We start from the raw sequence: 13,211 nt of genomic DNA on the forward strand, positions 1-13,211 counted from the left end.
TTCGTAGGTGTCCTACGCGTCCTGCGGTGAGGTTGGTGTCCGGGATGCCGGGATCGGCGCCGGTCCGTTCACCAGACTCCGCCGAAGAGACCGCCGTGCGCCATCCCGATGAAGAAGCCCATGGCCGAGGCACCGAGACCCAGGATCAGGCCGAAGCGCTCACGGGTGGTCTCGGAGATCCACTGTCCGTACGCGCCGGTCAGGATTCCCACCAGACCGGTCCAGGAGCTCAGCAGATGCAGGCTGTGGAAGAACGACGTGATGAAGGCCGTCAGACCGAGCACCAGCGTCACGGCGAGCAGAGTGTCCTGGAGCGGATGGGATTTGCCGTCGGTGGCGAAGAGAGATCCGGCGGTATTGGGTCGCAATGCCTGTGCCATGTGGCACCTCCTGCGGAAGGCGGCGCATCGTAGCGCCATACACACCCGACGTGTACAGATTGACGGGCAACCACGCCGGATTTCAACCGGAAGCGGGTGTGCAGGTAGTCTGTACCCTCTGCACCGGTGTCTGCCCAGCCAGAGCCAGGGCGTCTGCCCAGCTCAGACCGTGGATGTCGCTCGCCGGCCCCCGATTGTCAGTGGCGGCCGATACCGTTGCGTACGCATCACAACCCTCCTGCCACGGATCGACCGTGGCCGCTGAGTCCAAAGGAGGTGGGTTCCACATGCGTCACTACGAAGTGATGGTCATCCTCGACCCCGATCTCGAGGAGCGCGCTGTCTCCCCGCTGATCGAGAACTTCCTCTCCGTCGTCCGTGAGGGCAACGGAAAGGTCGAGAAGGTCGACACCTGGGGCCGTCGTCGTCTCTCGTACGAGATCAAGAAGAAGCCCGAGGGCATCTACTCGGTCATCGACCTGCAGGCCGAGCCTGCGGTCGTCAAGGAGCTCGACCGCCAGATGAACCTGAACGAGTCGGTCCTCCGGACCAAGGTCCTCCGCCCCGAGACCCACTGAGCTCACGCTCAGCTGATCTCGGGATTTCGAGTAGCAGCACAAGCAGCCAGCAGCAAACCCGCCGAGAGGTTCCCCCATGGCAGGCGAGACCGTCATCACGGTCGTCGGCAATCTTGTCGACGACCCCGAGCTGCGCTTCACCCCCTCCGGTGCGGCGGTCGCGAAGTTCCGTGTCGCGTCCACTCCCCGCACCTTCGACCGTCAGACGAACGAGTGGAAGGACGGCGAAAGCCTGTTCCTGACCTGCTCCGTCTGGCGTCAGGCGGCGGAGAACGTCGCGGAGTCGCTCCAGCGAGGCATGCGCGTCATCGTGCAGGGCCGGCTGAAGCAGCGGTCCTACGAGGACCGTGAGGGCGTCAAGCGCACGGTCTACGAGCTGGACGTCGAGGAAGTCGGCGCCAGCCTGCGCAGTGCCACGGCAAAGGTCACCAAGGCCTCGGGCCGCGGTGGCCAGGGCGGCCAGGGTGGTTACGGCGGCGGTGGCGGTGGCGGCCAGGGTGGCGGCGGCTGGGGTGGAAACTCCGGCGGCGGCCAGCAGGGCGGCGGCGCTCCCGCTGAGGACCCGTGGGCCACAGGCGCTCCCGCCGGTGGCGCCCAGGGCGGCGGCAGCGGCAGCGGTGGCGGCTGGGGCGGAAGCTCCGGCGGCGGCCAGCAGAGCGGCGGCTACTCGGACGAACCCCCCTTCTAGCCCGTCGGGCCCGGACATCCGGGCCTTCGGGTCGAGGGTGGGTCGTATCCCAACTTCTTGATCACACAGGAGAAACACCATGGCGAAGCCGCCTGTGCGCAAGCCTAAGAAGAAGGTCTGCGCATTCTGCAAGGACAAGGTCACGTACGTGGACTACAAGGACACGAACATGCTGCGGAAGTTCATTTCCGACCGCGGCAAGATCCGTGCCCGCCGCGTGACCGGCAACTGCACGCAGCACCAGCGTGACGTCGCCACGGCCGTCAAGAACAGCCGTGAGATGGCGCTGCTGCCGTACACCGCCCAGGCGCGATAAGGGAAGGGTGACCGACAAATGAAGATCATCCTCACCCACGAGGTCTCTGGCCTCGGTGCCGCCGGCGACGTCGTCGACGTCAAGGACGGTTACGCTCGCAACTACCTGATCCCGCGGAACTTTGCGATCCGCTGGACCAAGGGCGGCGAGAAGGACGTCGAGCAGATCCGTCGTGCTCGCAAGATCCACGAGATCCAGACCATCGAGCAGGCCAACGCTGTGAAGGCCCAGCTCGAGGGCGTGAAGGTCCGTCTGGCCGTCCGCTCCGGCGACGCCGGTCGTCTCTTCGGTTCCGTCACCCCGGCTGACATCGCTTCGGCGATCAAGGCTTCCGGTGGCCCCGAGGTCGACAAGCGCCGCATCGAGCTCGGCTCGCCGATCAAGACGCTGGGCGCGCACCAGACGTCCGTGCGTCTGCACCCCGAGGTTGCCGCCAAGGTCAACATCGAGGTCATCGCGGCCTGATCGCTGCGCTCGGCTTGAAGTGCTGAGAAGGGGCCGCACCCAGTGGGTGCGGCCCCTTCCGCTTGCTTGTTTCACGTGAAACGCCCGCTTCTCGCGAGGGCTGGTTCTGCTCGACCTTCTGTGTCGCTGTTCCGTGCGATCGCCGGTTTCACGTGAAACGTTCAGCGGGTTGCGCCGGTGATGAGCCAGCGGCCGGAGCGGGCGCGTAGCCAGAGAGTCAGCATCCGGACGGCCATCATCAGCGTCATCGCTCCCCACACGGCGGTGAGGCCGCCACCGAGAACCGGCACCAGCAGGGCCACCGGGGTGAAGACGGCCAGCGTGAGCACCATGGCCCAGGCGAGATACGGTCCGTCTCCCGCACCCATCAGCACACCGTCCAGCACGAAGACGATGCCGCAGATCGGCTGGGAGAGCGCCACCACGAGAAGAGCCGGCAGCGCGGCGTCCTTGACCGCAGGGTCGCTGGTGAACAGCGGCAGGAACAGCGGCCTGGCGATCACGACGAGCAGGCCGAGGGCGATACCCACGGCGATGCCCCACTCGACCATGCGGCGGCAGACGTCACGGGCGCCCTGAGCGTCACCGGCCCCGAGGTAGCGTCCGATGATGGCCTGTCCGGCTATCGCTATGGCGTCGAGGGCGAAGGCGAGCAGGCTCCACAGGCCCAGCGCGATCTGGTGTGCCGCGATGTCGTCGTCCCCGAGACGGGCGGCCACAGCGGTGGCGATCATCAGAATGGCCCGCAGAGAGAGCGTGCGGACCAGCAGCGGCACCCCGGCCTGGGCGGAGGCTCTGATGCCGGCGGCGTCGGGCCGCAGAGACGCGCCATGGCGGCGGGCTCCCCGCACCACCACCGCGAGGTAGGCCACGGCCATACCGCACTGGGCGATGACGGTGCCCCAGGCGGAGCCGGCGATACCGAGGTCCGCGCCGTAGACGAGGCCGACGTTCAGGGCTCCGTTGGCGACGAAGCCCCCGACGGCGACATACAGCGGGGTCCTCGTGTCCTGGAGTCCTCGTAGGACGCCGGTCGCGGCCAGAACGACGAGCATGGCCGGGATGCCTAGTGACGAGATGCGCAGATAAGTGATCGCGTACGGGGCGGCGGTGTCCGAGGCCCCGAACACCTCGACGAGTGTCGGGGCGGCGGGCAGGACCGTCACGATCACGGCGGCGCCGAGCAGAAGAGCCAACCAGATTCCGTCCATGCCCTGGCGGATGGCGGCCGGAAGGTCGCCGGAGCCCACGCGGCGCGCGACGGCGGCCGTGGTGGCGTAGGCGAGGAAGACGAAGACGCTGACGGCTGTCATGAGAAGTGCGGAGGCGACTCCGAGCCCGGCGAGTTGGGCGGTGCCCAGATGGCCCACGATCGCACTGTCGGCCATGACGAAGAGCGGCTCGGCGACGAGTGCGCCGAAGGCCGGGACGGCGAGTGCGACGATCTCCCGATCGTGCTGCCGCCGGATGGCTCTGGGGGGCGCGGGAGCCTGTGTCATGACCACCAATCTAATCGTCCACAGGTAAGAGATGCAATGGGTCTGTGACCCTTACCTCCCTCCGCATCGGGCGTCCACTCGCGCGTCGTTCGAAGGGATCTTGGCCCGACCGGGAAACTTTTTCTTCTGCACAGCCAGTGGATGGGGAAAGTGCAGGTCAGGGGTGGTCGAAAAGAAAAGGCGAGGGCTTGTTCACAGTACTGTCCACCGGGTCATGCACAGGTTTTGCGGAGTTCTCCACAGCATCGGGCTCGTCGTCCACATGGCCTGTGGATAACCAGATTGGCTGAAGGTGCCTGCGGGCCTACGGTGGTCCGGCACCCGCTGCGTCCGTCGGTCGATGAAACCCTCACAATACCGACGCTCCACAAACGGAGTTGGGGCTCTCAATTGTCAGTGCCGTGCCGTAGAACTTGAGGCACGGCGAGGTCCGCTCGGCGGACGGGAGGAGGCTGCTCGGTGAGCATTTCCGAGCCCTTGGACGACCCGTGGGCCGAGAGCGGACCCAGTGATCGTCTGCCCGCTTCCCGCCGACGCGGGGACGGGAGCCGCGGCCGTGACGAACAGCATGATCGCGGCCGGGACAGCGGTGAATGGGAGGGCGGTGGCACCGCTTTCGAGCGGGTACCGCCGCAGGACCTCGACGCGGAGCAGTCGGTCCTCGGCGGCATGCTCCTGTCGAAGGACGCCATCGCCGACGTCGTCGAGGTGCTCAAGGGCCACGACTTCTACAAGCCCGCGCACGAGACGATCTACCAGGCGATTCTCGACATCTACGCCAAGGGCGAACCGGCCGACCCGATCACGATCGCGGCCGAACTCACCAAGCGCGGCGAGATCAACAAGGTCGGTGGCGCGCCCTATCTGCACACCCTCGTCCAGACGGTGCCCACCGCCGCCAACGCCGAGTACTACGCGGAGATCGTCCACGAGCGAGCGGTACTGCGCCGCCTGGTCGAGGCCGGCACCCGCATCACGCAGATGGGATACGCGGCCGACGACGACGTCGACGAGATCGTCAACCGCGCCCAGGCGGAGATCTACGCGGTCACCGAGCAGCGCACCAGCGAGGACTACCTCCCGCTCGGCGACATCATGGAGGGCGCGCTCGACGAGATCGAGGCGATCGGCTCACGCAGCGGCGAGATGACGGGTGTGCCCACCGGCTTCACGGACCTCGACTCGCTCACCAACGGTCTGCACCCGGGCCAGATGATCGTCATCGCGGCCCGTCCCGCCATGGGCAAGTCGACGCTGGCGCTGGACTTCGCGCGTGCGGCGTCGATCAAGCACAACCTGCCGAGCGTCATCTTCTCCCTGGAAATGGGGCGCAACGAGATCGCGATGCGTCTGCTCTCCGCCGAGGCCCGGGTCGCCCTGCACCACATGCGCTCCGGCACCATGACGGACGAGGACTGGACGCGCCTGGCTCGCCGGATGCCCGAGGTGTCCTCCGCGCCGCTCTACATCGACGACTCCCCGAACCTGTCGATGATGGAGATCCGCGCGAAGTGCCGTCGGCTGAAGCAGCGCAACGACATCAAGCTCGTGATCATCGACTATCTGCAGCTGATGCAGGCCGGTGGTTCCAAACGCTCCGAGAGCCGTCAGCAGGAGGTCTCGGACATGTCCCGAAACCTGAAGCTGCTGGCCAAGGAGCTGGAGGTCCCGGTGATCGCGCTCTCTCAGCTCAACCGTGGTCCCGAGCAGCGCACGGACAAGAAGCCGATGGTGTCCGACCTGCGTGAGTCCGGCTCCATCGAGCAGGACGCCGACATGGTGATCCTGCTGCACCGTGAGGACGCGTACGAGAAGGAGTCCCCGCGCGCGGGCGAGGCGGACATCATCGTCGGCAAGCACCGTAACGGCCCGACAGCCACCATCACCGTCGCCTTCCAAGGCCACTACTCGCGCTTCGTGGACATGGCGCAGACCTGATCCCGTGCGATGCAGGGTCTCGCGGCTGATGTCGTCATCTCACGGGCCGTGTCGTACCGATGTCGTGTACGCCATCACCGTGAGACCAGCGCGTGGGTGCTGCTGCTCAGCGCCTCGTCTCGTACCTGGTCAGGATCACGCCGCCGGGAAACGTCCGTGTCTCCACCAGGTTCAGGTTCACCCAGTTGTCCAGCGCGGTGAAGAACGGCGTGCCGCTACCCACCAGGACCGGCGTGGTGGCCAGCACGTACTCGTCAATCAGCCCGGCCCGCATGGCCGCCCCGGCGAGCGTCGCGCCGCCGATGTCCATCGAGCCGCCGTCCTCGGCCTTGAGCCGGGTGATCTCGGCGACCGCGTCGCCGGTGACCAGGCGGGTGTTCCAGTCGACCTTGTCGATCGTCGAGGAGAACACCACCTTCGACATGTCCCGCCAGCGGCGCGCGAACTCGATCTCCGCCGGGGTGGCGCCCGGCTGCTGGTCGCCGGTCGGCCAGTGGGAGCTCATCGTCTGCCACAGCTTGCGCCCGTACAGCGACAGGTCGGTCGCCCGCAACTGGTCGGACCAGAACTGGAACAGCTCGTCGCTCGGCACGCCCCAGCCGATGTCGTCGCCGGGCGCAGCGATGTAGCCGTCCAGGGTCAGGTTCATGCCGTAGATCAGTTTCCGCATGGCGCCAGCCTTCCGTGAGTCGGTCTCACGCGTACAGACCGGCGCGGCGCGGGAAAATCATCGGTGCGCGATCTGAGCGGCGGCGAGAGCCTACCCGCGCGACCCAGGGCCCGTCCGGCGAAATGAGCTCGACGTCGGCCGTGTGGGCGGGTGGACTGAGCGCATGACGACACCTCAGGAAGAGCTGCTGCCCGGCACCCGGCGGGCGCTGCTGCACCGGATCGCCGTGGCCCAGGCCGAAGGACGGGCGCCGTCGCTCGTCGCAGCGGTCGTACGGGACGGGCGGGCCGTGTGGCACGGGGCGCGGACCTCGGTCGACGGGCACGCGCCGGACGAGAACGTGCAGTACCGGATCGGCTCGATCACCAAGACCTTCACCGCCGTGCTCGTGCTGAGGCTGCGCGACGAAGGAGTGCTCGACCTTGAGGACCCGCTGGAGAAACACCTGCCCGGCACCGGCGCGGGGGAGGCCACAGTGGCCGAACTGCTCGCCCACACCGGCGGGTTGGCGGCCGAGTCGCCCGGACCGTGGTGGGAGCGAACCCCTGGCTCACTGCGGCCCGAGCTCGCCGACGTCCTCGGCGACCAGGCGGCCCCGCATCCGGCCGGCCGACGCCACCACTACTCGAACCCCGGCTATACGCTCCTGGGCGCCCTTGTGGAAGAGCTCCGCGGGGCGCCCTGGGAAGACGTACTGCGGCGTGAAGTGCTCGAACCTCTGGGCCTCGACCGTACGACTGTCCGACCGCAGGCCCCGGCCGCGGGCGGCTGGGCTGTGCATCCCTGGGCCGATGTCCTGCTGCCCGAGCCCGCCGAGGACTTCGGACGGATGGCCCCGGCGGGTCAGCTCTGGTCCACGACCGGCGACCTCGCGCGTTTCGCCGTCTTCCTGGCGAGGGGCGACGACCGGGTGCTGAGCGCGGAAACCCTGCGTGAGATGTGGACGCCCGCGGCCCCGGCGGGGCTGGCGGATGTGGCGGACGGCTCCGCATACGGCCTGGGGCTGCAGATCCAGCACCGCGACGGACGGATCCTCGTGGGCCACTCCGGCTCGGTGCCCGGCTTCCTGGCGACCCTCACCATCGGCATGGCGGACGACGTGGCCGCAGTGGTGCTCGCCAACTGCACCTCGGGCCTGCTGACGTCCCAGGTGGCAGCCGATCTCGTACGCATCGTCGCCGAGGCCGAGCCACGGATTCCCGAGCCCTGGCGTCCCTTGCGGGAAGTCGACGGTTCCGTCCTGGAGCTGGCCGGTCAGTGGTACTGGGGGACCAGCCCCTTTGCCCTGCGAGTGACGGCCGACGGGCTTGTCGCCCTGGGGCCGCTGTCCGGCGGCGGCCGACGCTCCCGGTTCAGGCCGAACGGGGACGGCACATGGACCGGCCTGGAGGGCTACTACGCAGGAGAGCTTCTGCGGGCGGTGCAGAGGCCGGACGGGAGCGTCGACCACCTGGACCTGGGGTCGTTCGTGTTCACCCGCGAGCCGTACGACGAGCGGGCCGCGGTGCCTGGTGGCGTCGACCCGGAGGGATGGCGGGGGATCGGCTCTTAGCCTCATGAGAAGGAGCGCCTGTTTCACGTGAAACAGGCGCTCCTTCTCACCAAGTCCGGTCTCCCGGAGAGCGGACTTCTCAGAGCTGCAGCTTGAAGCCCACATGTGAGGCGACGAAGCCCAACCGCTCGTAGAAGCGATGGGCGTCGGTGCGTGCGTTGTCCGAGGTCAGCTGCACCAGCTGGCAGTTCTCCCGGCGGGACTCCTCGATCGCCCACTCGATGAACCGTGTGCCCAGACCGCTTCCACGCTCGTCGGCGTGCACGCGCACACCCTCGATGATCGACCTGGTCGAGCCGCGACGGGACAGACCCGGGACGATCGTCAGCTGGAGGGTGCCGACGACGCGCCCCTCGCGGACGGCCACGACCAGGCGTTGGTTCGGGTCGGCGGTGAGCCGTTCCAGCGCGGTCAGATAGGGGCCGAGGTCGTCCGGCGACTCGCGCTGTGCGCCCAGGGGGTCGTCCGCGAGCATGCCGACGATCGCGGGGATGTCCTCGGCGACAGCGGCTCGTATTTCAAGATCTCCCATGACCGCAACCCTATGCACCCAGGGCGGCGGCAGGCGTCTTCAGCGACTCCACGACCCGTACCAGCGGAGCCAGTTCAGGGTTCTCGGCGGCTGTGTCGAGCGCCTCGCGCAGGGCGCCGTCGTTGGTCGGGCGTGCTTCGGCGAGAAGCTTCAGGCCGGCGTCGGTGACGTTGGTGTAGATGCCGCGGCGGTCGGTGGGGCACAGGTAACGCTCGAGCAGACCGCGGTCCTCGAGCCGGGTCACCAGCCGGGTGGTCGCGCTCTGGCTGAGGACGACGGCGTCGGCCACCTGCTTCATCTGCAGATGCCCGCCGTCGCCGTCGTGCTGTCGGCTGAGCACATCGAGCAGGGAGTACTCGCGCACGCTCAGGTCGTGCCGCGCCTGTAGTGCTCGCTCTATGTGGGCCTCGATCCTCCCGTGCAGCAGGGAGAGAGCGCACCAGCCCTGGGCGAGAGCGGTGAGCGCGGGGTCCGTCGCAGTCATGGGCGTTTCTCCTCGGTCCCGGAGCGGCTGACACCAGGATAGAGCACCTCCGCAATAGTCTGCGGTTGCACATTGCCCGCGTGTGCAACTATTGTGGGCGAACGTAAAGCGCACCTGCAATCGTCTGGGAAGGTTCTAGTCTCCATGCCTCTCGCGCTTCTGGCCCTCGCGATCGGGGCCTTCGGAATCGGCACGACCGAGTTCGTGATCATGGGGCTGCTGCCCGAGGTCGCCGGCGATTTCGGGGTCTCCATCCCCACGGCCGGCCTGCTCGTGACCGGCTACGCGCTGGGTGTCGTGGTCGGCGCCCCGCTCATGACCGTCCTCGGCACCAAGATTCCGCGCAAGCGGATGCTGATGCTGCTGATGTGCCTGTTCATCGTGGGCAACCTGCTCTCGGCCGTCGCCCCGGTCTTCGCCGTGATGTTGATCGGACGGGTGGTCGCCTCGCTCGCCCATGGAGCGTTCTTCGGCATCGGCTCCGTCGTCGCGGCCGACCTGGTCGCCCCCGACAAGAAGGCCGGGGCCATCGCGATGATGTTCACCGGGCTCACCGTCGCCAACGTCGTCGGCGTCCCGTTGGGCACTCTTGTCGGACAGCACATCGGCTGGCGCGTCACCTTCGCCGTCGTCGCCGCGCTCGGTGTCGTCGGGCTGGTCGGCATCGCCAAGCTCGTGCCCGAGATGCCGCGGGCGGAGGGCGTGCGTCTGCGGCACGAACTGGCGGTCTTCAAGAACGCCCAGGTCCTGCTCGCCATGGCGATGACCGTCCTCGGCTTCGGCGGTGTCTTCGCGGCCATCACCTACATCGCGCCGATGATGACGCACGTCGCCGGATTCGCCGACGGCTCCGTCACCTGGCTGCTCGTTCTCTTCGGGCTCGGAATGGTCGGCGGAAACCTCGTCGGCGGCAAGTACGCGGACCGAGCCCTGATGCCCATGCTGTACGTCTCGCTGGGCGCCCTCACGGTCGTCCTGGCGCTCTTCACTCTCACCGCCCACAACAAGGCCCTCGCGGCCGTCACGATCACTCTGATCGGCGCCCTTGGCTTCGCGACCGTCCCGCCGCTGCAGAAGCGTGTTCTGGACCAGGCACACGGAGCCCCGACGCTGGCCTCGGCCGTGAACATCGGCGCCTTCAACCTCGGCAACGCGCTGTCGGCCTGGCTCGGCGGTGTCGTCATCGCCGCCGGCCTCGGCTACACCGCGCCGAACTGGGTCGGCGCCGCCCTCGCAGCGGGCGCGCTGATCCTCGCCTTCGTGTCGGCCGCGTTGGAACGCCGCGACAGCGCTGCCGGCCGCCCGGGCCAGATCGTCGCGGGCAGCACCGCTGCCGAGCGCCAGACAGCGGGCACCCAGGCCGTGCAAGCCGTCCAGAACTGAATGTCGTCCAGCGCCGAATGGCGTCCGTTCGCACCGAACCGCAGCAACACCGCAAGGAGAAGTTCCCCCATGAGCACCACCACTTTCGCGCCCCTGACCATTCACGACGCCGAAGCCCTCGTCTCGGCGGCTCACAGCGCCGCTGAGGCCGCCGGAGTCACGGTCAGCGTCACCGTCCTGGACGCAGGCGGCCATCTGCTGGCCTTCCGGCGGGACGACCGGGCCGTACTGATCTCCGGGGAGACGAGCACGCGCAAGGCGTACACGGCGCTCCAGCTGAACGCTCCCACCGCCGACCTGGTCGACGCCGTTCAGCCCGGAGGCCTCTTCCACACCCTGCCCACCGCGCTCGACCGACCGCTGCTGTTCATCGCGGGCGGTGTGCCGGTCCATCGCGACGGCCGCCTGATCGGCGCGATCGGGGTCGGGGGCGGTGCCCCGGAGCAGGACCACGGCTTTGCCGCGACGGCCGTGGAGGCGCTCGCCTGACGGCGGACGCCCACGCAGAACGCCGGCTCCCCTACAACAGGGGACCCGGCGTTCTTTCGTCCGTCCGTGCCGTCAGCCGGCCGCCACCGTCAATGGAGCGAACCGGCGGCGCCAGTCGCCCGGCAACTCCGAGACCCCGTAGGTCATGACGGCGTTGAACGCGACGGATTCCATGCCCCGCGCCTTCACCCACGCGAGCAGACCTTCGTGGCGTACGTCGATGTCGGTGCGCAGCGGACGATCTGTCCCGGCGGCGAGGGAGGCGAGAAGGGCCTTCGCCGTCTCCGTGTCCCGGGCGATCAGCGGACCCACGACGTGGGTGTTCATGTTGGGCCATGCCGCCGCGTAGCCGACGATCCGGCCCGCGTCCTCGGCGACCCGCAACTGGTCGGCGAAAGCGGGGAGACGGATGATCACGTGCGTGCGATCGACACCGAAGACCTCCTCGTCGAGCCGGATGATCGCGGTGAGGTCCTCGGCGGTGGCCGCACGGGTGGCGATGCCTGTAGCCGGTTCGCCCGGCGTGAACCGCCCCTGCACCATTTCTGCCCGGCCGATGGTCTTGAAGCCCAGCTCCTCGTAGAGCGGACGGCCGTTCGGCGTTGCATGCAGGGTGAGCGGGGTGGTTCCCATGAGGGAGACGATGTGCCGCATCAGCCGCCGGCCGATGCCTTGCCGGGCGTGCCGCTCGGCGACCAGCACCATGCCGATGGCGCCGAGAGCCGGGCGGCCGTACGGTCCGTACTCGCTGACCACGCAGGCGCTGACGAGGCCCCCGTCGGGGTCGTCGATGCCGTATCCCTTTCCGGCCGAGAGGAGAAGGCCCCACTTGTGTTCCTCACGCGGCCACCCCCGATCCTCGGACAAGTCGGCGCAGGCGGTGAGATCGCGGTGCGTCAGGCGGCGGATGGGCAGAGCGATGGGGGAAGGAGTCGGCACGCAGGTCAGGCTTTCCGACCGGTGCCGTTGACGTCCACCCGTTTCCCTTGGACGTACGTGCTTTTGGCCATGTCGTGGCCAACTGCACAGTGCGGCGACAGCGAGCGAGTGTTTCACGTGAAACACGTGCAGCAGAAGCAGAGCAGAGGACCCGAGCAGGGCCGTTGTTTCACGTGAAACAGCCGCGAACGACAGGCTCGGGAGAGCCCCCGTCAGGGAGTTGACAGGACCTGCCGTTAGCCTCGGGCCATGGCGAGACTTCACCTGTTCGACCTCGACGGCACGCTGCTCCACGGAACTTCCGCACCGCTGGAAATTTCGCGCCAACTCGGCATGGAGGCCGAGACGGTGGTTCTCGAGCAGTCGATCTCTGCGGGGTTGATCGGGCCGCCGGAGTATGCGAAGCAGGTATATGAACTCTGGACGCAGCTCACCGAAGATCATGTGACGGCCGCGTTCGAAGGTGCGCCGTGGCTGGCACGTATCCGTGAGGTCTGGGCGGAGATCAGAAGCAGAGGCGAGTACTGCGCCGTCGTGTCGCTCTCACCTTCCTTCTTTGTGGAAAGACTCACCGGTTGGGGCGCGCACGCGGCCTACGGTTCTCGGTTTCCTGCGCTGCCTTTCACCGAACCTGTGGATCCGACGGGGGCGCTCAACGCTGCGGCGAAGGTGTTGATCGCCGAACGGCTGTGCGCGGAGTTCGGAGTGACGAGGGACGGCTGTGTCGCGTACGGGGATTCGCTTTCCGACAAGGATCTCTTCGAGGCCGTGCCGGTCTCCGTGGCGATCAACTCGGACGGCCATCTGTCGGGCCTCGCGACCCACTCCTACGTGGGTAAGGATCTATGGGATGCCTATGAACTGGTGCGTCACGTCCGGTAATTGAAGGAATCGACGGTTCGCGCCCCGAGCGTGTCCCGGGTGGGAAGGGGGGACTTGTCTGGCGAGCTACGGCCGGTATGGTCGACTCCGGTTCGCTTCCGGTACGAGGTGCGCGAGACAGGGTGCACACATTCCGTGCGAGCCGAGAACAGGGCAATGCAGCCTAACGGGACGGAGAGATCGAAGACCCGCATTTCCGGTGATGCGACCGAGGCGTTCACGCAGGATGCGATGCTGCGATGAGAGGGCTGTGCCCCCTGTCGCACTCTCGCCCTACGTGTTCGTGCGGAGCAGAAATACGGGTGGACCGCGGCCGTTTCGGGCGCGGAGCCGAACGGAGAAGCAAGCCGTCTGCGGGGGAAGCAGGCACCTTCCGATCCAGGAAGTGCGCAGACCGACCTAAAGATGTTCGAGGC

At 67.8% G+C, this 13,211-nt stretch carries 15 protein-coding genes; 9 read left to right on the top strand and 6 right to left on the bottom strand.

Annotation, left to right across the window (positions count from 1 at the left end; translation table 11 throughout):
• Positions 1 to 68: 68 nt before the first annotated feature.
• Positions 69 to 380 carry a hypothetical protein gene (locus ACWD4O_RS09205; protein WP_451278922.1) on the bottom strand — a complete coding sequence of 104 codons (312 nt, stop codon included), beginning with the start codon at positions 378 to 380 and terminating at the stop codon, positions 69 to 71.
• Positions 381 to 667: 287 nt separating this feature from the next.
• Here ACWD4O_RS09205 and rpsF point away from each other — a divergent pair, with 287 nt between their 5' ends.
• From rpsF to rplI, 4 genes are all read left to right on the top strand, one after another.
• The gene (gene rpsF / locus ACWD4O_RS09210; protein ID WP_006604399.1) at positions 668 to 958 is read left to right on the top strand and encodes a 30S ribosomal protein S6; all 291 of its coding nucleotides are present in this window, start codon (positions 668 to 670) and stop codon (positions 956 to 958) included.
• A gap of 76 nt (positions 959 to 1,034) precedes the next feature.
• Positions 1,035 to 1,646: a single-stranded DNA-binding protein gene (locus ACWD4O_RS09215; protein WP_358802236.1), complete on the top strand. Its 612-nt coding sequence runs from the start codon at positions 1,035 to 1,037 to the stop codon at positions 1,644 to 1,646.
• Between the two features lie 79 nt (positions 1,647 to 1,725).
• Positions 1,726 to 1,962: a 30S ribosomal protein S18 gene (gene rpsR, locus ACWD4O_RS09220; RefSeq protein ID WP_020130672.1), complete on the top strand. Its 237-nt coding sequence runs from the start codon at positions 1,726 to 1,728 to the stop codon at positions 1,960 to 1,962.
• 18 nt (positions 1,963 to 1,980) lie between these two features.
• A complete protein-coding gene (gene rplI / locus ACWD4O_RS09225) occupies positions 1,981 to 2,427 on the top strand; it encodes a 50S ribosomal protein L9 (RefSeq protein ID WP_351907623.1) in 447 nt (148 codons plus the stop codon).
• 161 nt (positions 2,428 to 2,588) lie between these two features.
• Here the strand turns inward: rplI and ACWD4O_RS09230 are convergent, their stop codons facing one another.
• Positions 2,589 to 3,926, bottom strand: coding sequence for an MATE family efflux transporter (locus ACWD4O_RS09230; protein WP_451278925.1), 1,338 nt, complete (start codon positions 3,924 to 3,926; stop codon positions 2,589 to 2,591).
• Between the two features lie 459 nt (positions 3,927 to 4,385).
• On the opposite strand from ACWD4O_RS09230, the gene dnaB reads away from it, so the two are divergent.
• The gene (dnaB, locus tag ACWD4O_RS09235; RefSeq protein WP_451278927.1) at positions 4,386 to 5,864 is read left to right on the top strand and encodes a replicative DNA helicase; all 1,479 of its coding nucleotides are present in this window, start codon (positions 4,386 to 4,388) and stop codon (positions 5,862 to 5,864) included.
• Positions 5,865 to 5,970: 106 nt separating this feature from the next.
• Here the strand turns inward: dnaB and ACWD4O_RS09240 are convergent, their stop codons facing one another.
• Entirely contained in the window at positions 5,971 to 6,534 is a 564-nt protein-coding gene (locus ACWD4O_RS09240) for a dihydrofolate reductase family protein (protein WP_451278929.1), read from the bottom strand.
• A 163-nt stretch (positions 6,535 to 6,697) separates the two neighbouring features.
• Here ACWD4O_RS09240 and ACWD4O_RS09245 point away from each other — a divergent pair, with 163 nt between their 5' ends.
• Complete coding sequence (locus ACWD4O_RS09245) at positions 6,698 to 8,086, top strand: serine hydrolase domain-containing protein (protein ID WP_451278931.1); 1,389 nt, start codon at positions 6,698 to 6,700, stop codon at positions 8,084 to 8,086.
• A 79-nt stretch (positions 8,087 to 8,165) separates the two neighbouring features.
• On the opposite strand, the gene ACWD4O_RS09250 is transcribed toward ACWD4O_RS09245, so the two are convergent.
• Both ACWD4O_RS09250 and ACWD4O_RS09255 read right to left on the bottom strand, forming a co-directional pair.
• Positions 8,166 to 8,618 carry an N-acetyltransferase family protein gene (locus ACWD4O_RS09250; protein WP_451278933.1) on the bottom strand — a complete coding sequence of 151 codons (453 nt, stop codon included), beginning with the start codon at positions 8,616 to 8,618 and terminating at the stop codon, positions 8,166 to 8,168.
• A gap of 10 nt (positions 8,619 to 8,628) precedes the next feature.
• On the bottom strand, positions 8,629 to 9,102 hold the full coding sequence (locus ACWD4O_RS09255) for a MarR family winged helix-turn-helix transcriptional regulator (RefSeq protein WP_450946575.1): 474 nt from the start codon (positions 9,100 to 9,102) through the stop codon (positions 8,629 to 8,631).
• Between the two features lie 144 nt (positions 9,103 to 9,246).
• On the opposite strand from ACWD4O_RS09255, the gene ACWD4O_RS09260 reads away from it, so the two are divergent.
• Both ACWD4O_RS09260 and ACWD4O_RS09265 read left to right on the top strand, forming a co-directional pair.
• On the top strand, positions 9,247 to 10,485 hold the full coding sequence (locus ACWD4O_RS09260; protein ID WP_451278935.1) for an MFS transporter: 1,239 nt from the start codon (positions 9,247 to 9,249) through the stop codon (positions 10,483 to 10,485).
• A 69-nt stretch (positions 10,486 to 10,554) separates the two neighbouring features.
• Entirely contained in the window at positions 10,555 to 10,974 is a 420-nt protein-coding gene (locus ACWD4O_RS09265; protein ID WP_451278937.1) for a GlcG/HbpS family heme-binding protein, read from the top strand.
• A 72-nt stretch (positions 10,975 to 11,046) separates the two neighbouring features.
• On the opposite strand, the gene ACWD4O_RS09270 is transcribed toward ACWD4O_RS09265, so the two are convergent.
• Positions 11,047 to 11,913: a GNAT family N-acetyltransferase gene (locus tag ACWD4O_RS09270; protein ID WP_451278939.1), complete on the bottom strand. Its 867-nt coding sequence runs from the start codon at positions 11,911 to 11,913 to the stop codon at positions 11,047 to 11,049.
• 249 nt (positions 11,914 to 12,162) lie between these two features.
• Between ACWD4O_RS09270 and ACWD4O_RS09275 the strand changes: the two genes are divergently transcribed.
• Positions 12,163 to 12,795, top strand: a complete 633-nt coding sequence (locus ACWD4O_RS09275; protein WP_451278941.1) for an HAD family hydrolase — start codon at positions 12,163 to 12,165, stop codon at positions 12,793 to 12,795.
• The last annotated feature ends 416 nt before the right edge of the window (positions 12,796 to 13,211 follow it).

The organism is Streptomyces sp. NPDC002623, assembly GCF_053592635.1.